Below are 24,766 nucleotides of genomic sequence, written 5' to 3'. Positions count from 1 at the left end.
CCGCCCTCGTCAGTGAGTGGGCTTATAATCCCACACCCTCGAAACAGTCAACACATCCAATCCAACTTTTTTGACATTTTTGTAACAGGTTGATTCGACAGCGAATTTTATACGCGGTCATTATCCACAGGTGCCTTTCCGAGGCGAGATCCCCGGAAAATCTTTTACCGGGCGATAAAAAATCGAATGGAGCAACATCTAAAAAGGCAGAAAGACCACGAAAAAACAGTGTCTTGGTCAATTCTATGGTTAACGCAGGATAAATGAAGCCTCTGTGTGCGCTGTCAAACTACGGTCACATCCAATTATCGAGAGAAGCGCGGAACCTAACGCGCTCTTTGGTGTTTTCTTCCCCATTGAAGGAAAGGAGACAGATATGGCCGCCAATACCGACGATCTCAGAACTTCCGTCAGCAAGGACATCGCCGCTCTGCAGCAGGAGGTTTCCCGCCTGCACAAGATGATTTCAGCACAGGGCGCAGAAGCCTATTATGAAGTGCGAGACCGAGCCGGCAAGGCTTACGAAGATGCGCTGCCGCGGGCCAAGAGCGCCGTTGCGCAGATCAGGGCAGAAGGAGCCGCAGTCGCAGGCACGGCTCGCGAACACCCGGCGGCAACGACGACAGCGCTTCTGGTTGCCGGCGCGATCGGCTTCCTGGCAGGTTATATGTTGTCGGGCGCCTCGCAGCCCGAGCCGCGGCACTGGTGGCGTTGAAACGACAAGCTTCCGCTGCATCCTGCAGATCCAATTTTTGCAGGATGCATAAACACTTATGTCTTAGAAAAACCAATTTTCAGTGGGATCGATAGGAGCATAAAATGAAGGGAGGACATTATGGACAACAAGAGAGAGAAGCTGATCGTTGAAGTCAGCGTCGATGCCGGCGATGGGCGTCGCGCAGTCGGCATCATGAACATGCGCCAAGCGCTCGATCTGCCCGAAATGCCGAGCTTCTCCTATACACATCCGGACCCGGCCAAAGCCGCAGCCGGCATTATGATGAACCGGCAGGAACTCGCCGGTTTTATGGCCTGCCCTTGAGGCAGTAGAAAAACTCTCTTGCCCACTGCGCTTTGTTCAAAGCGTCGATGATTTCCTTCGGCATCCGAACCCCCCACTCCCCAGAATTTCGGGCACCATTGCTGGCATCCGTGCGTCGTTCATGCAAAGAACAGCTTTCGCAATCGCATCAGGGATAGCGAAGTGAAAGGCCGGCGATCACCGCAGAAAACACACGAACGCAACAGACCCCAGGCCGAACCGGCCGGCAAGCGGGTCACGCTTCCACGTGCGCTCTCCAAACTTGGCTATTGTTCCCGCACGCAGGCCGAACGGCTGATCGCAGAGGGCCGCGTCACCGTCGGTGATCGCATCGTCACGGATCCCTCGGCGTGGATCGACCTTTCGACCGCCCTTATCAAGGTCGATCACAAGGAGATCGTCGCAGAAGTCAGGATCTACCTGATGCTCAACAAGCCGCGCGGTCTTGTGACCACTCGTCATGATCCGGAAGGTCGCCCGACCGTCTACGACTGCCTGGCCGACTTTGATGTCCCGCACCTCTCTCCTGTCGGTCGGCTCGATAAGGCGAGCGAGGGGCTGCTGCTCTTTACCAATGATACGGAATTCGCCCAGACGCTGCTCGATCCAATCACCCACGTCTCGAAATCCTACCATGTGCAGATCGATCGGATCGCCGATGACGACGTGCTGGCGGCGATGATGAGAGGTCTCCGGCATGACGGCGAACTGCTGCGCGCCACAGCTGTCCGCAAGCTGCGCGAGGGCGACCGCAATTCCTGGATCGAAGTGGAACTGCAGGAGGGCCGCAACCGGCAGATTCGCCGGATGCTGGAGGCGCTCGATATCGCCTGCCTGCGGCTCGTGCGTGTCGCGATCGGTGGGCTGAAGCTTGGCGACCTGCCGAAGGGATCGGTCCGGGCGCTGACTGAATCTGAACTGAAGGACCTTCGCCGAAAGGTCGGCACCGGTAAGACAATACGGGATTGAGAATGAACGAGATGAAGCCGCATGATTTCTGGCAGGAGATCCATCCGCCGGGCAGTTTCGAAACGGGCGGCAATTTCACCTCCTTCTTTATAGCGGAACTGGAAGATGGCAGGCAGTTGCGGCTGCCGATCCGGGTCCTTTCGGATGGTGAGCATGCGCTGGCCTCGCTGATCATCAATCAGGCAAGCTTTGCGGTGCTGGATATGCTCGCCGAAAACCTTGCCGCAAAGATAGAACCATCAGGCATCGATGTCGTCGCAGGCCTGCCGACGCTCGGCCTGACGCTTGCGGCGGCCGTCGCCCAGAAGCTCGGCCACAGCCGTTATGTGCCGCTCGGCACCTCCCGCAAATTCTGGTATCGCGACGAACTGTCGGTCGCACTCTCATCGATCACCACGCCGGAACAACAGAAACGGCTCTATGTTGATCCGCGCATGCTGCCCCTCCTCGACGGACGCCGTGTCGCGCTGATCGATGACGTCATATCGAGCGGTGCCTCGATCGTTGCAGGTCTCGATCTGCTCGCAAGCTGCGGCACAGAACCCGTCGTCATTGGCGCGGCCATGCTGCAATCGGACCGCTGGCGCGCCAAACTCGACGCCGCAGGCCCTCAATGGCAGGCACGCACGAAAGGCGTTTTTGCCACGCCCATCCTAAAGCGGACCGCCGAAGGAAAATGGCGCCGCCCTGCCTGAGCGGCATCGAGATCACATGTGAAGACCGATCATTCTTTTGTCAGAACGGGCTATACAGCGGGAGACGAAGAGCTACATTCGGCGTGTGATCGAAGACAGGAACCACCGATGACGCTTGAGCAAGCAGCCCTCCTGATCCTGCTGGTGGCGATGCTCTTCCTGTTCTCCCTCGACCGCCTGCGCATGGAAGTTATCGCGATCTGCGGATTGCTTGCGGGCTATGTGCTCGGCCTTTATCCCGCCGATAGCATCTTTGCCGGCTTCGCAAGCCCTGTCGTCGTCACCGTGGTCGAAATCCTGCTGATTGTCCAAGTACTGGCGCGCACCAAGCTCTTTGACAGCCTCGCCGAGCGCTTCGTGGAATCGGGTCTGTCGCACTTCCGAGTCATAACAGGCGTCTCTGCGATCACCGGCTTTATCTCGATCTTCATGAACAATATCGGTGCCTTTGCGATCAGCTTGCCGCTGGCGTTGCGGCTGAGCACGCTCATGAGCATTCCGCGCCGGCAGCTCGTGATGCCCATCTCCTTCGCCGCTCTTCTCGGCGGTCTCGTCTCATTGATCGGCACGCCCGCCAATCTTCTCGTCAGTGATGCACTTGAGAAAACGACAGGCAGAGGTTTCCGCTTCTTCGACTTCGCTTATGTCGGGCTTCCGGTCGCCATAACAGGCATTCTGCTGATCGCCCTAATTGTGCAGCGATTGTTTTCGGAGCCGGACGAGACCGGGGAAGTGCCAACTCAGTCGGCCCGCCGCATCGTCGTGGAGCGCAGCATTCCCGAGCATTCGCCGCTCGTCGGCGTCACACTCGCCCAATGCGCCGAGCGTTTCGGCATCCAGCCGCATGCCCTGATCCGCGATAGAGCTTTCGTCTTTGGCCCGCTCGAACAATCGGTCATTCAGCCGGGCGATATTCTGCTGGCGCAGGGCGCGGATTCGGTCTTCGCGGATCTGGCCGCCTCACAGGCGCTGGTGCGAGACGTCAATCCGCACGGGCTGCAGCCGGATTTCGCCAGCATCGAAGCCGTCGTCATGCCGGAAAGCACTGTCGTCGGCTCGCGCATCGCATCGCTCGAAGTCTTCCGCACTCGCGGCGTTACTGTTTCAGCATTGTCGATGCAGTCTCCTCGTATCGAAGGACGTTTTGCGGATCTGCAGCTTTCGATTGGCGACATCCTGCTGCTGGAAGGCCCGAAAGCGGCGATAGCTGAAGCGTTGGAAGAGTGTGAATGCCTGCCGCTTGCTTCCGCACCCCCCTCCCCCGGATCGCCAGCTTCATGGCAGCCTTTTGCAATCTTCGCCTGCGGCGTCGTCGCTTCCGCCTTCGGCCTACGCCCCGATATTGCTCTTGCCTTCGTGGTGTTGGCGCTCGCACTGCCCGGCTATCTCAACATCCGCCACGCAATGGCGGATATCAACTGGCCAATCATCATTATGCTCGCAGCGATGATCCCGATCGGTCATGCGGTTGCAACAACGGGCACGGCCGAGACCATTGCAGCATGGCTGAGCGTGGCCTTCCCGATCCGCTATCCCTTGTGGGGTATCGCACTCGTTCTGCTTCTCGCCATGGCGATGACGCCCTTCGTCAACAACGCGACGGTCGCGATCGTACTTGCGCCAATTGCTCTGGAATTTGCGCGCGCCGGCCAGCAGCCGCCGCAGGCCTATCTAATCGCGGTGGCCGCAGGCGCCTCGCAGGATTTCCTGACCCCCTTCGGTCACCACAACAATACGCTGTCGATGAGCATCGGCGGCTACCGCTTTGGCGATTTCCTGCGCGCCGGCTGGCCGCTGACGCTCACCGGCTATATAGTCACGCTCATTCTCATCGCCCTCTTCTGGCTTTGAATGAGCCTTTGCTTGACTTCCCCGGCAATGAAACTAGAGCAGGGTCAGAGCATGCGGCGCAAAAGTGTGGAGCGGTTTTGCGATAACCACATGCGTAAAACAAAGACCTGAAGCGTGCGAAGCGAATCCTAAAGATCGCGGCACGCTTTAGTCTCAGCTGATAGAAGGATAGCCAGGCGCCGTGCGTATTCTCTCCGAAGCCCATTTCCCGGAATTGCCGAACTACTACCGCGGCAAGGTGCGCGAGAACTACGATCTTCCGGATGGGCGGCGCATCATCATCAGCACCGACAGGCTGAGCGCTTTCGATCGCATCCTGACCTGCATTCCCTACAAGGGACAGGTGCTGACCGAGACGGCCCGCTACTGGTTCGAGGCAACGAAGGACATCTGCCCCAATCACGTTCTCGACTATCCCGATCCGAACGTCGTCATCGGCAAGCGGCTCGATATCCTTCCTGTCGAGATCGTCGTACGCGGTTATCTCGCCGGCACGACCGGCACATCGATCCTCACACTCTACAAGAAGGGTGAGCGGGAAATGTACGGCATGCGCCTGCCCGACGGCATGCGCGACAACCAGATTCTTCCCGAGCCGGTCATCACGCCGACCAGCAAGGAATTCGACGGCGGTCATGACGAGCCGCTAACGCCGGCCGAAATCGTCAGCCGCGGACTGCTGACGAAAGAACAGTGGGAAATGCTTTCGCAATGTGCACTGGCGCTTTTTGCCCGCGGCCAGCAAATGGCGGCAAAACGCGGCCTGATCCTTGTCGACACCAAATATGAATTCGGCACGGACGAGAATGGCAACATCATTCTCGCCGACGAAATTCATACGCCCGATAGCAGCCGCTACTGGGTGGCGGAAACCTATCCCGCTGCCTTCGAAGCGGGCAAGCGGCCGGAAAGCTTCGACAAGGATTTCGTCCGCGCCTGGGTCGCCGAACGCTGCGACCCCTACAAGGATGCGATTCCGGAAATTCCTCTCGAGCTGATCGAGCAGACTTCGGCCGTCTATATCAAAGCCTATGAATGGATCACCGGGGAACGCTTCGTACCCGACGATCGTGGCGAAACGCCCGCGGCACGTGTCCGGGCAAATCTCGCGCCCTATTTTCCCTGAACCTTTAAAGCCGGAGTTGCGAGCCTGGTTGCAGGCTTTCAACCAATCGCGCTAGCATCGGAAAAAAGGGGGTGCCGGGCCAAGCCCGGCGGGGAACAGATGGCACGCAGGCCCAGACGCAAGGCCGAAGAGACCAGGGAGGATATCCTCTCGATGGCGGATACGCTGTTTCGCCAGCGCGGCTTCGTCGCCGTTTCTATCGCCGATATCGCTTCGTCGCTGCACATGTCGCCGGCCAATGTTTTCAAGCATTTTCAATCAAAGGCGGTGCTGGTCGATGCGATCGCCGAGCGTCATCTCGGCAATGCGACAGAGCGCTTCGCCGCCGTTGACACCAGCCTGCCGCCGAAGGAGCAGTTGCTAAGCTTCGTCCTGCGCCTGCTCGACAGCCATCTGCAGGACATCCAGCAGAACCCCTACATTTTCGAGATGGTGATCTCGACGATCGATGCCAAACTCGATGCCGGCCAGCGCTATCGCGAACGGATAGAGCAGAAGCTCGGCGAGATCATTCGTGAAGGCGTGGCCGAAGGCAATTACCATTGCGACAACACGGATGCGGCAGCCCGCACCGTTGCAGACCTTCTGGCCTGTGTTCTGCATCCCATCCTCATTGCCAAGGACGACAAAAACACACTTGTTCACCGTGCGGAAAAAATCGTGTGTTTCGTGGATGCCGCACTGCAAAATAACCCTTGCTAAGTGACGATTGCTGAATTACGTCACTTCGTAAAGCTTTTCTTAATATCGGATAACGGCATCTGTTTCCGGGTCAATCATCACTCCTATATAGAGCGGCGCCTCATAGGGCCGGCGATTGAACCGCTACTGCCAACCGCACAGGAATTCAGCATGATCCGGCGTGCCCTCATCATCTCCTCGGCCCTCTTGCTGGTTATGGGCCTCGCCGCCTGCAACGAGAGTGGCAGCAAGCCCGCGGGCAATGCAAGCGCAGGCGGTGCTACCCAGCAGGCTGCACCGGTCGGTGTGGTCACGCTGAAGAAGGATACCTATCCGATCACCACGATCCTGCCTGGCCGCGCCGAAGCCTTCCAGGTGGCCGATATCCGCCCGCAAGTGAACGGCATCATCCGCGAAATCGCCTTCAAGGAAGGCGGCGAAGTCAAGAAGGGCGACCTGCTCTACCAGATCGACGATGCTGCCTACCGCGCAGCCGTCGAGCAGGCCCAGGCTGCGATTTCCAAGGCTCAGGCAAGCGTGCCGAGCGCCCAAAGCAATTTCGACCGCTACCAGCGTCTGGTCGGCAGCGGTGCGACGCAGATCGAATTCGAGACCGCCCGCACGGCGCTTGCCCAGGCAAATGCAGAAGTCGAAGCCGCAAAAGCGGCATTGACCGCAGCACAGATCGACCTCGATCACACAAAGATCACGGCCCCTTTCGACGGCGTTATAGACCAGACGGCCTACAATATCGGCAACGTCGTTGCAGCCAACCAGTCGACCGCGTTGACCACTATCCGCCAGCTCGATCCGATCTACATTTCGCTGACGGAATCGAGCACCAACCTGCTGAAATTGCGCGATGCGATCGCTGCCGGCGAGGTTAAGGGCGAGGACAACAATATCGCGTTCCGCCTGATCCTCGAAGATGGCCGTGAATATAATCAGAAGGGCAAGCTCGACATGTCGAAGCAGGTCGTCAGCGAAACGACCGGCACCTTCATCATTCGCGTGGTTTTCCCGAACCCGGAGCGCGTCGTCCTGCCGGGCATGTATGTACGCGCCACGGTCGAACTCGGTGCTGAAACCGGATATTCCCTGCCGCAGCTTGCGACCACCCGCGACGCAAACGGCCGTTTGACGGCACAGTTCGTTTCCGCCGAGGGCAAGGTTGAGACTCGTGTGTTCGAGAACGCCTCGCCCTCCAACAATTCCTGGCTCGTGACCCAGAGTGTGAAGGATGGCGATCAGCTCATCGTCAGCGGTCTGCAGTCGATTGTATCAGGCATGCCGGTAAAGCCGGTTCCAATGAAGATCAACGACAACGGCGTGGTTGTCCCTGCCGATCAGCCTGTGGCCGGAGGCGAACAGAAGCCCGCAGCAAAGTAATGCGCAGGCATTTTCGTATCGTCACCGTCCCAGCCGTACAGGAATAACCGATGGCCAAGTTTTTCATTCGACGACCGATCTTCGCCTGGGTCATTGCGATCACCATCATGCTCGCAGGTCTGCTCGCCATCTTTACGCTGTCGATCTCCCAATATCCTGATATTGCGCCGACCACGGTCCGCATCAACACGAGCTATCGCGGCGCGAGCGCCGAGACGGTCGAAAAATCGGTGACCACCATCATCGAAGACGGCATGACTGGTCTCGATGACCTCACCTACATGACCTCGACCTCGTCGACTGGCTCGGCCAGCATTTCGCTGACCTTCGGGACCAGCATTAATCCTGACATCGCGCAGGTGCAGGTGCAGAACAAGCTGCAGCTCGTCCAGTCGCAGCTCCCGGGAGATGTCATCGATGCCGGCATCAGCGTCACGCGCTCCACCTCGAGCATTCTTCTCGTCGGCTCGCTGGTCTCGACAGACGGCAAGCGCACCTCCGTTGACCTCGGCAACATCATGTCGACCTCGATCGAGGACCAGATCCAGCGTCTGGAAGGCGTGGGCAGCATCAACGTATTTGGCTCCGGCTACGCCATGCGCGTCTGGCTGGATCCGTTCAAGCTACAGAAGTTTCAGCTCACTCCAAGCGACGTGACCTCGGCCATCCAGGCCCAGAATACGCAGGTCTCTGTCGGCTCGCTTGGTGCCCAGCCGGCCGTCCCGGGGCAGCAGATCAACGTGACCATCACCGCGCAAAGCCAGCTCACCACTGTCGCGGATTTCGAGCACATCATCCTGAAGGTCGAAAAGGATGGTTCGACCGTCCGCCTCAGCGATGTCGCCCGCGTCGAGATCGGTCAGGAAAGCTATGGTGGCAGCTCGCGCTATAATGGCCTGCCATCGTCGGGTTTCGCGGTCAACCTTGCCATTGGCGCGAACGCCATCGACACCGCCGCCCGCGTCCGCACCGCGCTTGAAACGATCGGCCGTGGCCTGCCGGAAGGCGTCGAGATCACCTATCCCTACGACACGACCCCCTTCGTCGAGCTGTCGATCGAGAAGGTCGTGCATACGCTGATCGAGGCGATCGTGCTCGTTTTCGTGGTCCTGCTCATCTTTCTTCAAAACCTGCGCGCGACATTGATCCCGACCATCGCCGTTCCCGTCGTGCTTCTGGGCACGTTCGGCGTCCTCGCGGTAACAGGCTATTCGATCAATACGCTTACGATGTTTGCCATGGTGCTGGCGATCGGTCTTCTCGTCGACGACGCCATCGTCGTCGTGGAAAATGTCGAACGCATCATGTCGGAGGAAAAGCTCTCGCCACTTGAAGCGACCGAGAAGTCCATGGGTGAAATCACCGGTGCCATCGTCGGCATCGCTCTCGTGCTGACCGCCGTTTTCATTCCCATGGCCTTCTTCGGCGGTTCGACCGGCATCATCTATCGCCAGTTCTCCATCACCATCGTTTCGGCCATGCTGCTATCGGCCCTCGTCGCCATCGTGCTGACGCCGGCGCTCTGCGCCACGACGCTGAAGCCCGTCAACGAGCATAAGAAGCATCGCATCGGCGACTGGTTCAACCGCAACTTCACCCGCTCGACCAACGGCTATGTCCGCACGATCGGCTACCTCTTGAAGCGTCCGGTCCGCGTCATGCTGGTGTTCCTGCTGGTCGGCGCCGGCTGCGCCTATCTCTTCACGCGCCTGCCGAGTTCGTTCCTTCCGCAGGAAGACCAGGGTGTGCTCCTGACCATCGTCACCACGCCGCCGGGCTCGACCACGCAGCAGACGCAGGCCGTCGTTGAAAAGGTCGAAAAATACTTCCGTGAAAACGAAAAGGATGCGGTGGATTCCGTCTTCGGCGCGCTCGGCTTCGGCTTCAACGGTTCGGGTCAGAATAGCGCTATCGTCTTCACCAAGCTCAAGGATTTCTCACTGCGCACCGATCACAATCTCAGCGCGCAGTCGGTCGTCAACCGGGCTCTCAAGAACTTCTTCACGATCCGCGAGGCGCAGGTCTTTGCGCTGCTGCCACCAGCGATCCAAGGTCTTGGCGTCTCAAGCGGCTTCTCCATGTATCTGGTGGACACCGGCGGCCACGGCAATCAAGCCCTGACGGCTGCGTCCAAGCGGCTCATCCAGATGGCCGGCGCCACCGGCAAGGTCGTGGCGCTGCGCTCGAACAACAAGGAAGTCGAGCCGCAGATGAAGATCCTGATCGATCAGGAGAAGATCGGCGCCATGGGTGTCGACCTCGCCTCGGTCAACTCGATGCTGTCGATCATCTTCACCGGCCGCGACGTCAACGACTTCACGCTGAACGGTGAGATCAAGCCAGTCTACGTGCAGGGAGACGCCTCCTTTCGCATGCAGCCGACCGATCTGAATCACTGGTATGCCCGCAACACCGCCGGCGAAATGGTGCCCTTCTCTGCCTTTACGACAACCCAGTGGGTGGAAGGCGCGCCGTCACTCGCCCGATTCAATGCTGTCAGCGCCATCCCGCTCGACGGTGCAGCAGCCCCTGGAGTCTCCTCCGGCGAGGCAATGAACGAGATGGAAGCCCTGACCGAGCAGCTCGGCGGCGGCTACACGGTCGCCTGGCAGGGCATTTCCTATCAGGAGCGGCTCTCGGGGTCGCAGGCACCGATGCTTTACGCGATTTCGGTTCTCGTCGTCTTCCTCTGCCTGGCTGCGCTCTACGAGAGCTGGTCGATCCCGTTCTCGGTCATCATGGCCGTGCCGGTCGGCGTGCTCGGCGCGCTTGCCGCAGCAACGCTCTTCGGGCAGGCGAACGACGTCTATTTCAAGGTGGGCCTGCTCACGACCATCGGCCTTGCCGCGAAGAACGCGATCCTGATCGTGGAATTCGCAAAGGACCGGATGGAGACGGGCATGGGGCTCTTCGAGGCAACGCTGGAAGCAGCAAGGCTGCGCCTGCGCCCGATCATCATGACCTCTCTGGCTTTTATTCTCGGCGTCGTGCCTCTGGCCATAGCAACTGGCGCGGGTTCCGCTGCCCAGAACGCGATCGGTATCGGCGTGCTCGGGGGCATGCTTTCGGCAACGATGCTCGGCATTTTCTTCGTGCCGTCCTTCTTCGTCGTGATCCGCCGCATCTTTGCCACACGGCAAAAAAATGAGGCGGGAGTGTGATATAAATGCACTGTGAGAAAGCTTTCCGGATTGCTACATTGCGCACGGACTGCTTCGGCATGTGTTTAGCGTAAGGAACGAGGCGCGTCAGGGCCGATAGTGAAGCATGACGCTTCGGACAAGAATTGACTTGCTCGAGTTACAGGATGAAATGCATGGTATCTCTTCGTTATGCCACACCGGCGCTATTGTTATTGCTGTCGGGCTGTGTAGTAGGCCCTGATCACGTACCTCCTGAAATGGCACTTCCCGGAAAATTCAGTGAAGGTGGCAAAAAGAGCATCGGCGATGTCGCTACCACGGCCTGGTGGACCGCCTATAACGACCGCAAGCTCGACAGCCTTGTCCAGACCGGGCTTAGCCAGAACCTGACGATTCAACAAGCGATCGAGCGTATCAATTCCGCATCCGCCAACGTGACCATCGCCGGCGCCGGTGCCTTGCCCGCCCTCGATGTCGGCGCTTCCCACACCATCAGTGGTCAGACCGGTGAACTGCGCGACCAGCCCAACACTCGCAACACCAGCGCCGGACAGCTTTCCCTGTCCTGGCTGCTCGATCTGTTCGGCCTCTACAAGCGCAGCAAGGAAAGCGCCCTCGCCTCTCTTGATTCCGCTTACGCGGGTGCCGACATCGCCAAGCTGTCCTACATCCAGGACCTTGTCTCAACCTATATCGATCTGCGCTTCTACCAGCAGCGCCTGGCGCTTTCGAAGGCCAACCTGAAATCCCGCCAGGAAACCTACGACCTCACGAAGTTCCAGCTTGACGCAGGTGCGGCATCCCGCCTCGACGTCGTGCAGGCTGAAGGTCTTGTCCAGTCGACGCTCGCAGAAATCCCCGGCCTCGAAACCAACATCCGCGTTTCGGCCCATCATATCGCCACCCTCGTCGGCCAGCCGGCTGGTACGATGGTGGATGAACTGATGCGTGGCTCTGGTCAGCCGACTTTCCGCGGCGGTATCAATTCCGGCATTCCGGCCGACCTGATCCGCAACCGTCCGGACATTCGCCAGGCCGAGCGCAACCTTGCCGCCGCTACCGCCCAGATCGGTGTCGCAGAGGCTCAGCTCTACCCGTCGATCTCGCTCTCAGGCTCGATTTCGCCGAGCTACATCAACCAGCGCGGCATACACGGCGGCCTGTCGGCATGGTCCTTCGGCCCAACCCTGAACCTGCCGATCCTCGACGGTGGCCGCCTGCGCGCCAACGTCGACGTCTCCAAGTCCGACGCAGCCGCATCCTATCTCGCCTGGAAGCAGACCGTTCTGACGGCAGTCGAGCAGGTCGAAAACGCTCTGTCGGCCGTTCGCCGCGATGCCCAGACCGTTAATGCGTTGCGCGCCCAGGTCCGGACGACGCAGGAAACCCTCGAGCTTTCGACGGCGTCCTACAAGGACGGCGCCTCCTCGCTGCTCGACGTTCTCGACGCCCAGCGTCAGGTCTCGCTCGCTCAGGCAAGCCTTGCCGCCGCTGTTCAGCAGATGGCAAAGGATTACGCTGCGCTCAACATCGCAACCGGTGGCGGCTTCGCTCCGGGCGGCAAGACTACCGGTCCGGGACCGGTCAAGGTTACCAAGGGCAGCTAACATCCTCGCATAGCGTCATTCCGAAGCCTCGCGGTTTCCGCGGGGCTTTTTCTTTGCGTGAAAATCTGCCCTGGACAGATAATATCCTGCACAGGAAGAATTTGGATTCGACAAGCCGCAATTGCTACGCTATGCAATTGATTAAACGATTAAGCGCGGCGCTTCAAAACAATGGCTTCACAACGCCCGGGACCCAATCTCAGCAGGATTGCGACGTCGCTCGGCGTCTCCGTTGCCACGGTCTCCAATGCGCTCTCCGGCAAGGGCCGGGTTTCCGATGCCCTGATCGAAAGAATTCGCGCGCATGCTGCCGAACTTGGTTATGTGCCGAGCCAGGCTGGCCGGGCTCTGCGCACCGGCCGCAGCGCCGTGCTCGGCCTTGTCCTGCCTGACATAGCCAATCCTCTCTTTCCGAAGATCGCCCAGGCCATCGAATATGCTGCATCGGCAGCAGGCTATGGCGTGCTGATCGCCGACTCCCGCGGCGATATCACGGCGCAGACCGAAGCGATCAACCGGCTGGTGGAGCGTGGTGTCGATGGCATGGTCGTCGTGCCGCGCCGTGCCACACGCATTTCCGGCGCAAGCTGCCCGGTCGCAGTCATCGATACCGCCTCCACGCCGGGCAATACGGTCGCCGCCGATCACTGGCAGGGTGGCAAGGAGATCGCCGCCCACCTTGCGAGCCTCGGCCATAAGCAGATCCTGATCATCGGCAACAATCACGAGTCCAATGTCCAGAATGACCGAGCCGGCGGCATCAGAGCCGGCCTGCAGCCTGGCATGCGTTCCGAAACACTCTGGATCGAGCGGTTGGAGAACGAGACGGGCGCCGGTTGCCGGCTGGGGCTTGCGAAAAAGGCGCGTCAGGGCTTCACGGCCTTTGCGGCCCTTTCCGACCTGCAGGCTCTGCGCGCGCTGACTGAACTGCAGCAGGACGGCATCAGCGTGCCCGCCGATGTCAGCGTCACCGGCTTCGATGATCTCATCTGGTCGCCTGTCGTCACGCCGTCGCTGACGACGGTGAGGATGGATATGGATACCATCGCCGAAATTGCCGTCTCGGCACTGGTCAATAGAATAAACGAAAGCGGCACACGGGAGGGCGTGCTGGTTACGGCGCACACCGAACGTGTGCCCATGCAGCTGATTATTCGCCAGTCATCCGGCCTCGCGAACCCGGCACCAAAAACCTCAGAGATGGAGAGCTTGTAGAATGAAGAAAGCCCTGATTGCATCGGTGGCGCTGGCCGCCCTTTTCCCGCTTGGTGCCGCTGCGCAGGAGCGGACACTGACCATTTCCGTCTATGCTTTCGCGCAGGATGACTACAAGACAATCGTCTATGATCCCTTCGAAGCCAAGTGCGGCTGCAAGCTTGTCGTCGAAACCGGCAATAGCGTCGAACGTATTGCTAAGATGGAAGCCAACAAAGCCAATCCGGTGGTCGATCTCGCTGCCGTCTCCATGGCCGACGGCCTCGCCGCTTCCCGCGCCGGCCTGGTCGACAAGGTCGATACGTCCAAGCTCGAAAATTTCTTCAAGCTCTATGATATCGCCAAGGATCCGAACGGCGACGGCATGAGCGTCGGCTACACCTTTTACGCCACCTCGATTGCCTACCGCTCGGATAAGATGAAGATCGAGTCCTGGGCCGATCTCCTGAAGCCCGAATATGTCGGTCACGTCGCCTTCCCGAACGTCACGACCAACCAGGGGCCACCGGCGCTCTATATGCTCGGCCTCGCGCTCGGCAAGGACACGCCTGATCTCAAGGCGCCGATCGAAGCACTTGGCAAAAAAAAGGACGAGATCGTCACCTTCTATGAAAAGTCTTCCCAGCTCGTGCAGCTTATGCAGCAGGAAGAAATCTGGGCGGCTCCGATCGGCCGTTTCTCCTGGGCAGGCTTCACCAAGCTCGATGTTCCCGTTGCCTGGGCAACGCCGAAGGAAGGCCAGACCGGCGGCATGAACGTGCTGGTGCTGACCAAGGGCTCGAAGAACCAGGACCTTGCCCTGCAGTTCATGGATTTCTGGCTGTCGACCGACGTCCAGACCAAGCTCGCGGAAAAGCTGATCGACAGCCCGGCGAACAAGGATGTTAAGGTCTCAGATAAGGTCGCCAACAACATTACCTACGGCGAAGACACTGCCAAGAGCCTGAAACTGATCCCGTCCGCAGCCGCCCTCGACAACCGCAGTGGCTGGTTGAAGGAATGGAATGAAAAGGTCGGCCAGTAAGCCAGTCTGAAATCGGTCCCGACGGCGGCCGGGATCGGCCCTTCCCCGCTCGAAAGGCGTCTCATGTTCCAGAACCGCGCAGAAGCCCTGGCGCTTGCCCTGCCGGCAGCGATCTTCGCCGCCGCGGTCTTTCTGCTGCCTGTCGCGATACTGCTTTCGGAAGGTTTTCGTAGTGGCGGAGCCTGGACGCTTGCCGCCTACACGGATTTCTTCTCGCAGACGCTGAACCGCACCGTCTTCTTCCGCACCTTCCGGCTCGGCCTGGAAGTGACGGCGGTGTCGGCCATCATCGGCTATGCCGCCGCCTTTGCGATCGTCAATCTTCCTCCGAAGGGCAAGGGCCGCATGATCGGCCTCATCACCCTGCCGCTGATGATTTCGCCCGTCGCCCGCACCTATGCCTGGATTGTCATTCTCGGCCGCACCGGCATCGTCAATGAAGCCATCACCGGTCTCGGGCTCAGTCCGGAGCCGCTGCGCCTGCTCTTCACCGAAACCGCCGTCTTCATCGGCCTGCTGCAGCTTTTCCTGCCGCTGATGATCCTGTCGCTCATCAGCGCGCTCGAGAACATGCCGAAGGATGCCATTCCCGCCGCCCGTGTTCTCGGTGCGAACTGGTTCCAGGTCTTCTGGAAAGTTATCCTGCCGCTCACCAAGGAGGGCCTCGTCGTCGGCGGCACGCTGGTCTTCACCGGCTCGCTGACGGCCTATATCACCCCGGCCATCCTCGGCGGCTCCAAGGTGCTGATGCTGGAAACGCTGCTGTATCAGCAAGTCTCCGTCGCCAATAATTTCGTTTCGGCAAGCGTCATCGCCTTCATCCTGATCGTCATGAGCTTTGCCGCCAATATCCTGCTGAAGCGCCTTGCCACCGCGAGGAACCGCCGATGAGCATCCGTCTCCTCTCACCCGTCGTGCTCGTCCTCCTGCTGGTCTTCCTGATCGGGCCCTTCCTGATCATCATCGCCGCTTCGCTTTCCGCGGGCGATACGCTGGCCTTCCCCCCGCAGGGCCTGTCGCTGCGCTGGGCGGCAAAGGTCTTCACCATCGACAGTTTCCGCGAAAGCTTTGCCATGTCGATGTTTCTGGCGGTCTTCGGCACGCTGGCAGCTCTTATCCTCGGCATCCCCGCCGCCTATGCCCTGTCGCGTTACCGTCTCCGGGGCGCAGAGACGGTAAGAACCATCGTCTCACTGCCGATCATTGTGCCCGGCATCATCGTCGGTCTGGCGCTGCTGCGTTACCTGGTCGTACCATTCGGCTTCAACATCACATTGGCGCTCTTCTTCGCCCATACGGCTCTGGTGCTGCCCTATGCGGTGCGTGTTGTGTCCGCAAGTCTCGGCAACCTGCGCTCAGATATCGAGGAAGCCGCCGTATTGCTCGGCTCCTCGCGGCTCGGCGCTTTCTTCCGCGTGGTCATGCCAAATATCCGCGGCGGCATTCTCGCCGCCTTCATCCTCAGCTTCGTCACCAGCTTCAATCAGGTGCCAGTCTCGCTCTTCCTCTCCGGCCCTGGCGTCCGCACGCTGCCGATCGACATGCTGGGCTATATGGAGACGACCTACGACCCGTCCGTTGCGGCGCTCTCAGCGCTGCTCGCCTTCCTTTCGATCGGCATCGTCTTCCTCGCCGAACGCTTCCTGGGATTCTCTCGCTATGTCTGATGCCTACCTTCAACTCAACAAACTGACGCTCGCCTATGGCGATACGGTTGCGGTGAAGGACCTCGACTTGTCGATTGCCAAGGGCGAGCTGGTAGCCCTTCTCGGTCCCTCCGGCTGCGGCAAGACGACGACCATGCGCGCCATTGCCGGCCTGCTGAACCCGGCCTCCGGCCGCATCAATCTCGATGGCGCTGAGATCACCCGCGTCTCCGCAAACAAGCGCGCTGTCGGCCTCGTCTTCCAGTCCTACGCGCTTTTCCCGCATCTGACGGTCTATGAAAACGTCGCCTTCGGCCTGCGCCTGAAGGGCCTTCGCGGCCAGGATCTGGATGCCAAGGTCAATGCCGGACTGAAGTCCGTCGGGCTTGCGAAATTCTCCGGCCGCAAGCCGGGCGAACTTTCGGGCGGCCAGCAGCAGCGCGTCGCGCTCGCCCGTTCCATGGTCATGGAACCGAAGGTGTTGCTGCTCGACGAGCCGCTTTCCAATCTCGACGCCCGCCTGCGTCTTGAGATGCGCGCCGAGCTGCAGCGCGTCCAGAAGGAAACCGGCGTGACGATGATCTTCGTCACCCACGACCAGGCGGAGGCCCTTGCCCTTGCCGACCGCATCATCGTCATGCTGAACGGCGGCATCGAGCAGATCGGCACTCCCGAGGACATCTACAACAAACCTGTTTCCTCCTTCGTGGCCGATTTCGTCGGCTTCGAAAACGTCTTTGCTCTGAAGGACGGAAAACTCGCGACGCCGAACGGCGCTGTCGCGCTTTCCGACGCAGCGCCTGAAGGTGCGGCGGGCCTGGCCTGGCGGCCGCGCGCGGTGGTTCTTGGTTCTGGTCCTTTCCAAGGCACCGTGCGCGGCACTTCTTTCGCCGGCAACAGCCGCGAATATCTGCTGGACAGCGCGCTCGGTCCGATCAAGGCGGAAGTGGACGCCGCCCTGCCGCAACACGAACTCAACAGTACGATCGCCTTCGACCTGCCGGTCGCAATTTCCGCAAGCCTCAAGCGTTTCGGGTGAAATCATGGGCGTCTGGATCGACACAGACATGGGGTTCGACGATATCGCCGCCATCATGGTGGTGACGAACGCGGAACTCGACATCGACGGCGTCTCTCTGGTTTTCGGCAATGCGCCGTTGCCGCAGGTGCGCACCAATGCGGCGGGCGCTGCCAAGGCCTTCGGTTGGAAATTTCCGATCCATACCGGTCGCGACATGCCCGTCCTCGGCAGGCTAGAGACTGCCCAGGCGATCCTCGGCGAAAGCGGCATTCCGACAACCGGCAAACATCTGCCACCGGCCCCGATCCTGCCGGATAGTGATGCCTTCGTCGCGCTTTGCCGCTGGCTGGAACTGGAAGGCCCGCACCGCGTTCTGGCGCTTGGACCGCTGACGAATATCGCCGCACTCGCGCTCGCCCGGCCCGATCTTGCCGCCCGCATCACCGAACTCGTCTGGATGGGCGGCGGTGTCACCTCCGGCAATCATACGGCTTCCGCAGAATTCAACGCACTCGCCGATCCCGAGGCGCTGGCGATCGTCATCGCCCACAAGCTGCCGCTGCACATGGTCGATCTCGATCTCTGCCGCAAGGTTCTTGCAAAGCCCGAGGACGCCGATCCGATCCGCACTGCCGGCGGCGCCAATGCCGAGTTGATCGCCGACATGTTTGCCGGTTATATCCGCATCGGCACCAGCCGAGGCCGACCGGCCATGGCGATCTATGATCCTTCGGCTGCCGTTGCCTTCGTCGCTCCGCAGGTGGTCAGCTTCCGCCCTGCCCGCATCGATGTGGAATTGCAGGGGCAGCATACCCGCGGGCGCACGGTCGTCGAAACCCGTACCACCCATGCAGCGTTCAATGCACAGTTCGCCGCTGACATCGATGCCGATATGGCGCGTGTCATCATTCTCGCCGCCTTGGTTAATGAGGCCCGCAAATGACCGCCACTCCGCGTCAGGAACCCGCCGATCTCAATGAGCCGGCCTTACGCGCCCGCGCCGTGGCTGCGGCGCGCGGTAGTAGCCCTTTCGATGTGCTTGTTACCGGCGGCCGTATCCTCGACGCCGTGACCGGGCTGATCCGCGAGGCCGATATTGGTCTCGTCGGCGCCCTAATCGCGAGCGTACACGCCCCGGCAAGCCGCAGCGATGCTGCAAATGTGATCGACGCGGCCGGCAGCATCATCTCCCCGGGCCTGATCGATACGCATATGCATATCGAAAGCTCGATGGTCACACCGGCCGAATATGCCGAGGCCGTTCTGCCGCGGGGCGTGACGACGATCGTCTGGGATCCGCATGAATTCGGCAATGTTCATGGTCTCGACGGCGTGCGCTGGGCAATCGAAGCCTCGCGCAATCTGCCGTTGCGCGTAATCCTGCTTGCTCCCTCCTGCGTTCCCTCCGCCCCTGGCCTGGAACTCGCCGGTGCGGATTTCGATGCTGGCGTCATTGCCGAACTGCTGCGCTCGCCGGCAATCGGTGGCGTCGCGGAAGTTATGAACATGCGCGGCGTCATCGACCGCGACCCACGGATGACTGACATCGTCAATGCCGGCCTGGCCTCAGGCAAACTCGTCTGCGGCCATGCCCGTGGCTTGGAAGGCGCCGATCTCAATGCCTTTATGGCCGCCGGTGTCACCTCTGATCATGAGCTCACCTCCGGCGCCGACCTTCTGCAAAAGCTCGCTGTCGGAATGACGATCGAACTGCGAGGCTCGCACGATCATCTATTGAAGGAATTCGCCGATGCGCTTGATGGCATCGGTCATCTTCCGCCGACCGTTACACTCTGCACCGACGACGTCTTCCCGGATGAACTCTACGAAAATGGCGGCCTCGACGATGTAGTGCGCCGTCTCGTGCGCTACGGGATGCGTCCGGAATGGGCGCTGAGCGCGGCAACTTTCAATGCCGCACAGCGCCTGAAGCGCTCCGACCTTGGCCTCATCGCCCCCGGCCGCCGCGCTGATCTCGTGCTGTTTGAGGATATGAGTGAATTCAGCGCGCGCGCCGTCATCGCCGGCGGTCGGCTGGTTGCCGAGAACGGCGCGGTCAAGGATCCGATCCAACCGCTCGATGCCACACCGCTCATGCATTCGGTCAAGCTCGCAGCGCTTGCCGAAGACGACTTCCGCATTCCCGCCAACGGCACCAAAGTCCGCCTTGCGACGATCGACCGTCCACGTTTTACGCAGTGGGGCGAAGCAGTTGCCGATGTCCGCGACGGCTTCGTCGTACCGCCAGCCGGCAGCGCCATGATTGCAGTCGCGCATCGTCACGGGGTGGCGGATGGCAGGCCGCGTGTCGGCTTCCTGACCGGCTGGGGTGAGTGGCGCGGTGCCTTCTGCACTACCGTCTCACATGACAGCCACAACCTCACGGTTATCGGCGGAAACGCACGAGACATGGCGCTTGCAGCAAATGCCGTCATCGAAGTCGGCGGCGGCATGGCCGTAGCAAAGGACGGACACGTCGAAGTCCTTCTGCCCCTGCCGTTCTCCGGCCTTGTGACAGATGCCTGCCTACAGGAAACCGCCAACGGCTTCACCGGCATCCGCAAGGCGATGGAGAAAGTCGTCGACTGGCAACCTCCCTATCTGGTCTTCAAGGCCTGCTTCGGTGCGACGCTTGCCTGCAATGTCGGCCCGCACCAGACCGATCGAGGCATTGCCGACGTCGTAACCGGCAAAGTGCTGGAAAGCCCCGTCTTGGAAACCTTCTGAGGCGACCTACGCTTCAGCCTTGAGCTCTTGCTCGACAAGCGACACCCAATAGGCCACTCCATATCCGAGGGCATCGTCATTGAAGTCGTAGGCTGTATTATGATGGAGCGCTCCATCGGCAGCCGGGCCGTTGCCTAGCCAGACATAACAGCCGGGCGCATTTTGCCCGAAAAAAGCAAAATCGTCGCCGGCGGTCGACGGCGGAAAGCTCGTACGCGCCTTTTCACCGAACACCGCCTGTGCGGCGCCTAGAGCCCGAGCAGTTGCCTCCGCGTCATTGACGACGGGCGGAATGCGGCGTTCGAATTCATAGTCAGCCAGAATGCCGTACATGGCGGCCGTGCCCTGCGCCAGACGGCCGATCTCCGCTTCCAGTTGGCCACGAACCTCAGGCGAATAGGCACGCGCGGTTCCGCCGATCTCGACGATATCGGGGATGACGTTCACTGCCTTCGGATTGCCGGCCTGTACCGAACAGGCGCTGACGACCGCTGATTGAAGGGGGTCGACGACGCGCCCCACGATCGTCTGCAGGGACGAAAGGAAAGTGCCTGCAGCTGTAATGGGATCGCGGCCGAGATGCGGCTTTGCACCATGCGTACCAACGCCCCGGAAAGTGATCCGCCAGCTATCTGAGGAAGCAAGCTGCGGCCCCTCGACGACCGCAATCTCATCCACGGCAAGCCCTGGCATATTGTGCAACCCATAGACGGCATCGCAAGGAAACTGTTTGAATAACCCTTCCTCCACCATGCGCTTCGCACCGCCACGGCCTTCTTCGGCCGGCTGGAAGATGAAATGCACAGTGCCGGAAAAACCGCGCGTTTCAGCCAGATAGCGTGCCGCGCCGAGCAACATCGTCGTATGCCCGTCATGGCCGCAGGCATGCATCTTGCCGGGTGCCGTCGATTTGTAAGGACGCTCCGCCGTTTCCGGCATGGCGAGCGCATCCATATCCGCCCTCAGCCCGATCGAGCGTGTGCCATTGCCGATTTGCAGCGTACCGACGACACCGGTACAGCCAAGCCCGCGATGCACCTTGATACCTGCCTCCTCCAGGAGCCTTACGACGATGTTGCTGGTACGCTCCTCCTCGAAACCAAGTTCTGGATGGGCATGCAGGTCGCGGCGAAGAGATGTAAGGAAGGGCAGATCGTTGCTGATCCGGGCGGGGATGCTCATAGCCTGGATATCCTGTAAAGCGAAACGGGCGCCCGACGACGCCCGCATCAGATCGTCTTTTCTTCAACAAACACGTTGAGAGCGCAAGCCCTCATGCCTCCTCGACGAAGACCTCTTCGCGCTTGCGCTTGACGCTCGGCAGGAAGACGATGATCAGCATCGCCACGGCGGTCGCGAGCAGCGTAGCGCTGATCGGCCGCGTGATGAAGGTCGTGGCATCGCCGCGCGACAGGATCATGGCGCGCCGCAGGTTCTCCTCCAGCAAAGGCCCGAGCACGAAGCCGAGCAGCAGCGGCGCCGGCTCGCAGCGAAGTTTCGCCAGCAGGTATCCGATGAGGCCGAAGAAGGCGACGGCGTAGAGGTCGTAGACGTTGGAATTGACGCTATAGACTCCGATTGAGCAGAAGGCCATGATCACGGGAAAGAGCACGTAGTATGGCACCGTCAGCAGCTTCACCCACAGCCCGATCAGCGGCAGGTTAAGGATGACGAGCATCAGATTGCCGATCCACATGGAAGCGATGATGCCCCAAAAGAGCGCCGGCTGCTCCGTCGCCACATTGGGACCCGGCACGATGCCTTGGATGATCATCGCGCCGACCATCAGCGCCATGACAGGGTTTGCCGGGATTCCAAGCGTCAGCAGCGGAATGAACGAGGTCTGCGCCCCTGCATTGTTGGCCGACTCCGGCCCGGCAACGCCGGCAACCGCCCCATGGCCGAACTCTCCCGGCTTCTTCGACACGCGCTTTTCCATCGTATAGGAAGCGAAGGAAGCAAGGATAGCGCCACCCCCCGGCAGGATGCCGAGCGCCGAGCCAATGACCGTCCCACGAATAACCGGTGCGATCATCTCCTTGAACTCTTGCTTCGACGGCAGGAGCCCCGAGACCTTCGCCATCAACACGGTGCGAGTCTTCTCGCCTTCCAGATTGCGCAGGATTTCCGCAATACCGAAGACCCCGACGGCAAGTGCCACGAAATTCAGCCCGTCGGCATATTCGCGGATGCCGAGCGTGAAGCGCGGCGTGCCGGTATAAATGTCCGTGCCCACAAGACCGAGCAGCAGCCCAAGCGCCACCATGGCTAGCGCCTTGACGACCGAGCCATGGGCTAGGGCGATCGAGGACACAAGGCCGACGATCATCAGCGAGAAATATTCGGCAGAACCGAATTGCAGTGCAATCGCCGTCAGCGGCGGCGCAAAGATCGCCACCAGGAAGGTCGAGACCGTGCCTGCGAAAAAGGAGCCGAGTGCGGCAATCGCGAGCGCCGCGCCTGCCCTGCCCTTGCGCGCCATCTGATAGCCGTCAATGGCAGTCACGGCCGAGGACGATTCACCCGGCATGTTGATGAGGATTGCCGTCGTCGAGCCGCCATACTGAGCGCCGTAATAGATGCCGGCGAGCATGATGAGCGAGGAAACCGGCTCAAGCTGGAAAGTAATCGGCAGCAGCATGGCGATCGTTGCCGTGGCACCGATACCCGGCAATACGCCGATCAGCGTGCCGAGCAGCACGCCGATAAGGCAGAAGAGCAGGTTTTCCGGGCTTGCCGCCGTATAAAATCCAAGTGCGAGATTGCTGAAGAGTTCCATGTCCGCCTCCTAGAACCGGACCCAGGGGCCGAAACGTTCGAACGGCAGCCCGAGCGCGTAGCTGAAGACAGCAACCGAAAAGACCGCCAACAGCAGCGAGAGAACCAGCGCGAACAGCACATTCATGCGACTGGATGCAAAACAAGCGATAAAGGCCGTCAGGAAGATTGCTGGAGCAAAACCGAGCCCGCGGACCGTTAGTCCGAAAAAGACCGGCGCCGGGAGAATGAAGAGCATGCCGCGCCAGGCGAAAGGCTCGATCGGCTCGCCCTGAATCCGCACCGCCTGCACGAGAATGATGAGGCCGAGCAGCATGAGGATGCCCGACAAAACGAGGGGGAAGTAGCCAGGTCCCATACGCAGCGCCGTACCGATATCGAGATTGAACGACTGATAGGCAAAGAAGGCGCCGGTCGCGGCAAGTAAGGCGCCGCAGATGACATTGGTGGTGTCGAAACTGAGAGATTTCATGATGTCTCCTGGGTTGGAGATTGAGCGGCGCGACGAGTATGAGGCTGCGCAAACACCCTCCTTCCGATTTGGAAGGAGGGTGGCGAGGTGGCAGTCAGGCTCAGTCCGCGTATTCGCCGGCTGCTTCGATGACGGGCTTCCAGCGGCCGATTTCGCTCTCGAGCTTCGCCTTCAGGGCCGTCGGGGTCGCATCAGCGTCCGACGAGGGAGCGGTGCCGAGTTCGGCAAAGCGGGCGCCAACATTCGGATCCTTCAGTGCGACCTGAAGCGACTTCGACAGGCGCTCGTTTATTTCGGCCGGCGTTCCCTTCGGCGTATAAATGCCGTGCCAGATACCGACTTCGAAGCCCGGCAGGCCGGCTTCTACCGCCGTCGGAATGTCCTTGAGTACATCAAGGCGGGCTGGCGAAGTCACGGCATAGGCCTTGATCGTACCGCCCTTGATCTGCTTCGTCGTATTGGTCGTCTGGTCACACATGATATCGACCTGGCCACCAAGAAGGTCGGTCATGGCCGGACCGGTTCCCTTGTAGGGAACGGTCGTCAACGGCGTCTGGATGGCGCTCATGAACATCATGCCGCAAAGGTGGGATGCGGCACCGATACCGGCATTGGCGACAGTGACCTTATCCTTGTTTGCCTTCACATAGTCGATCAGGCTCTTCAGATCGGCGGGTTCGAAATCCTTGCGTGCAACGATCGTCATCGGAACATCGGTGACGAGACCGACATATTCGAAGGCGTTCAGCGGGTCGTAGGCAAGCTTGCGATAAAGCGTGGCGCTGGTCGCCATGCCGATATGGTGCAGCAGGATGGTGTAGCCATCCGGATCGGCGGCGGCAACCCTTGCGGCGCCGAGCGTGCCACCGGCACCGCCGACGTTTTCGACGACGATCTGCTGGCCGAGATCCTTCGACATGGATTCCGCGACGAGGCGCGCGACGGTATCGGTCGGGCCACCAGCGGCGAAAGGCACGACCATGGTGATGGTGCGGTCAGGATAGTTCTGTGCCGAAGCGGCATGGGCGAGAAGCGAAACAGCAGCGGCGGCTGTCACGCCGAGCATGGCCTTCAGGATTTTCATCTTTTCCTCCCTGATGAAAAATGGTCTTCCGCCGGCGCATCCTCCCGCACCGGCTCGGATGATCCATTTGCAGGCCAGGGACCTGCAGCCGCAATCGCGGTGTGAGGGAAGAATGACGATTTTGCGACGGTGCGACGCAGCATGGGTCGACTTGGAAACAAATGGTTAAAGCGATGGGTGGAAATCCACCCATCGCTAGGTCATCCACCGCTTGGGCGGCAGAACGACCCCGCCTGTTTCCAAGCGATTTGGAGCGGGAGAGAATTTGCGGCCAGCCGCCAGAGACAGTCTGATGA

21 protein-coding genes are annotated in these 24,766 nt (G+C 60.4%); 17 read left to right on the top strand and 4 right to left on the bottom strand.

Annotated elements, in window-relative coordinates; genetic code table 11:
• Positions 1 to 376 precede the first annotated feature (376 nt).
• From FHT78_RS28890 to FHT78_RS28810, 17 genes are all read left to right on the top strand, one after another.
• A complete protein-coding gene (locus tag FHT78_RS28890; protein WP_183749968.1) occupies positions 377 to 715 on the top strand; it encodes a hypothetical protein in 339 nt (112 codons plus the stop codon).
• Positions 716 to 835: 120 nt separating this feature from the next.
• The gene (locus tag FHT78_RS28885; protein WP_183749967.1) at positions 836 to 1,042 is read left to right on the top strand and encodes a hypothetical protein; all 207 of its coding nucleotides are present in this window, start codon (positions 836 to 838) and stop codon (positions 1,040 to 1,042) included.
• Between the two features lie 162 nt (positions 1,043 to 1,204).
• Positions 1,205 to 2,011, top strand: a complete 807-nt coding sequence (locus tag FHT78_RS28880; protein WP_183749966.1) for a pseudouridine synthase — start codon at positions 1,205 to 1,207, stop codon at positions 2,009 to 2,011.
• An 11-nt stretch (positions 2,012 to 2,022) separates the two neighbouring features.
• Positions 2,023 to 2,706, top strand: coding sequence for a phosphoribosyltransferase (locus tag FHT78_RS28875; protein WP_183749972.1), 684 nt, complete (start codon positions 2,023 to 2,025; stop codon positions 2,704 to 2,706).
• Positions 2,707 to 2,814: 108 nt separating this feature from the next.
• Entirely contained in the window at positions 2,815 to 4,557 is a 1,743-nt protein-coding gene (locus tag FHT78_RS28870) for an SLC13 family permease (RefSeq protein ID WP_183749965.1), read from the top strand.
• Positions 4,558 to 4,738: 181 nt separating this feature from the next.
• Entirely contained in the window at positions 4,739 to 5,683 is a 945-nt protein-coding gene (locus FHT78_RS28865; protein WP_183749964.1) for a phosphoribosylaminoimidazolesuccinocarboxamide synthase, read from the top strand.
• Positions 5,684 to 5,782: 99 nt separating this feature from the next.
• Complete coding sequence (locus FHT78_RS28860; protein WP_183749963.1) at positions 5,783 to 6,385, top strand: TetR family transcriptional regulator; 603 nt, start codon at positions 5,783 to 5,785, stop codon at positions 6,383 to 6,385.
• Positions 6,386 to 6,535: 150 nt separating this feature from the next.
• Positions 6,536 to 7,753: an efflux RND transporter periplasmic adaptor subunit gene (locus FHT78_RS28855; RefSeq protein WP_183749962.1), complete on the top strand. Its 1,218-nt coding sequence runs from the start codon at positions 6,536 to 6,538 to the stop codon at positions 7,751 to 7,753.
• Between the two features lie 50 nt (positions 7,754 to 7,803).
• Complete coding sequence (locus FHT78_RS28850; protein ID WP_183749961.1) at positions 7,804 to 10,914, top strand: efflux RND transporter permease subunit; 3,111 nt, start codon at positions 7,804 to 7,806, stop codon at positions 10,912 to 10,914.
• A gap of 155 nt (positions 10,915 to 11,069) precedes the next feature.
• A complete protein-coding gene (locus tag FHT78_RS28845; RefSeq protein WP_183749960.1) occupies positions 11,070 to 12,503 on the top strand; it encodes an efflux transporter outer membrane subunit in 1,434 nt (477 codons plus the stop codon).
• 171 nt (positions 12,504 to 12,674) lie between these two features.
• The gene (locus FHT78_RS28840; protein ID WP_183749959.1) at positions 12,675 to 13,718 is read left to right on the top strand and encodes a LacI family DNA-binding transcriptional regulator; all 1,044 of its coding nucleotides are present in this window, start codon (positions 12,675 to 12,677) and stop codon (positions 13,716 to 13,718) included.
• Position 13,719: 1 nt separating this feature from the next.
• On the top strand, positions 13,720 to 14,742 hold the full coding sequence (locus tag FHT78_RS28835) for an ABC transporter substrate-binding protein (protein ID WP_183749958.1): 1,023 nt from the start codon (positions 13,720 to 13,722) through the stop codon (positions 14,740 to 14,742).
• Positions 14,743 to 14,805: 63 nt separating this feature from the next.
• A complete protein-coding gene (locus FHT78_RS28830) occupies positions 14,806 to 15,633 on the top strand; it encodes an ABC transporter permease (RefSeq protein ID WP_183749957.1) in 828 nt (275 codons plus the stop codon).
• Entirely contained in the window at positions 15,630 to 16,409 is a 780-nt protein-coding gene (locus FHT78_RS28825; protein WP_183749956.1) for an ABC transporter permease, read from the top strand. Before FHT78_RS28830 ends, FHT78_RS28825 begins: the two co-directional genes overlap by 4 nt.
• The gene (locus FHT78_RS28820) at positions 16,402 to 17,427 is read left to right on the top strand and encodes an ABC transporter ATP-binding protein (RefSeq protein ID WP_183749955.1); all 1,026 of its coding nucleotides are present in this window, start codon (positions 16,402 to 16,404) and stop codon (positions 17,425 to 17,427) included. Before FHT78_RS28825 ends, FHT78_RS28820 begins: the two co-directional genes overlap by 8 nt.
• Before the next feature lie 4 nt (positions 17,428 to 17,431).
• Positions 17,432 to 18,352, top strand: a complete 921-nt coding sequence (locus FHT78_RS28815) for a nucleoside hydrolase (RefSeq protein ID WP_183749954.1) — start codon at positions 17,432 to 17,434, stop codon at positions 18,350 to 18,352.
• Entirely contained in the window at positions 18,349 to 20,136 is a 1,788-nt protein-coding gene (locus FHT78_RS28810; RefSeq protein WP_183749953.1) for an adenine deaminase, read from the top strand. Before FHT78_RS28815 ends, FHT78_RS28810 begins: the two co-directional genes overlap by 4 nt.
• A 6-nt stretch (positions 20,137 to 20,142) precedes the next feature.
• Here FHT78_RS28810 and FHT78_RS28805 read toward each other — a convergent pair whose 3' ends face one another.
• From FHT78_RS28805 to FHT78_RS28790, 4 genes are all read right to left on the bottom strand, one after another.
• Positions 20,143 to 21,318 (bottom strand): M20 aminoacylase family protein, encoded by a 1,176-nt coding sequence (locus tag FHT78_RS28805; protein WP_183749952.1) that lies wholly within the window; start codon positions 21,316 to 21,318, stop codon positions 20,143 to 20,145.
• A gap of 91 nt (positions 21,319 to 21,409) precedes the next feature.
• On the bottom strand, positions 21,410 to 22,915 hold the full coding sequence (locus tag FHT78_RS28800) for a tripartite tricarboxylate transporter permease (RefSeq protein ID WP_183749951.1): 1,506 nt from the start codon (positions 22,913 to 22,915) through the stop codon (positions 21,410 to 21,412).
• A gap of 9 nt (positions 22,916 to 22,924) precedes the next feature.
• Positions 22,925 to 23,386: a tripartite tricarboxylate transporter TctB family protein gene (locus FHT78_RS28795; protein WP_183749950.1), complete on the bottom strand. Its 462-nt coding sequence runs from the start codon at positions 23,384 to 23,386 to the stop codon at positions 22,925 to 22,927.
• Positions 23,387 to 23,486: 100 nt separating this feature from the next.
• Positions 23,487 to 24,470 (bottom strand): tripartite tricarboxylate transporter substrate-binding protein, encoded by a 984-nt coding sequence (locus FHT78_RS28790; protein ID WP_183749949.1) that lies wholly within the window; start codon positions 24,468 to 24,470, stop codon positions 23,487 to 23,489.
• Positions 24,471 to 24,766 lie beyond the last annotated feature (296 nt).

The organism is Rhizobium sp. BK196 (assembly GCF_014193255.1).
In the GTDB taxonomy this organism is placed as follows: Bacteria; Pseudomonadota; Alphaproteobacteria; order Rhizobiales; family Rhizobiaceae; genus Rhizobium.
Note: the sequence above shows the minus strand (reverse complement) of the source record. Positions and strands in the feature narration are given on the sequence as shown.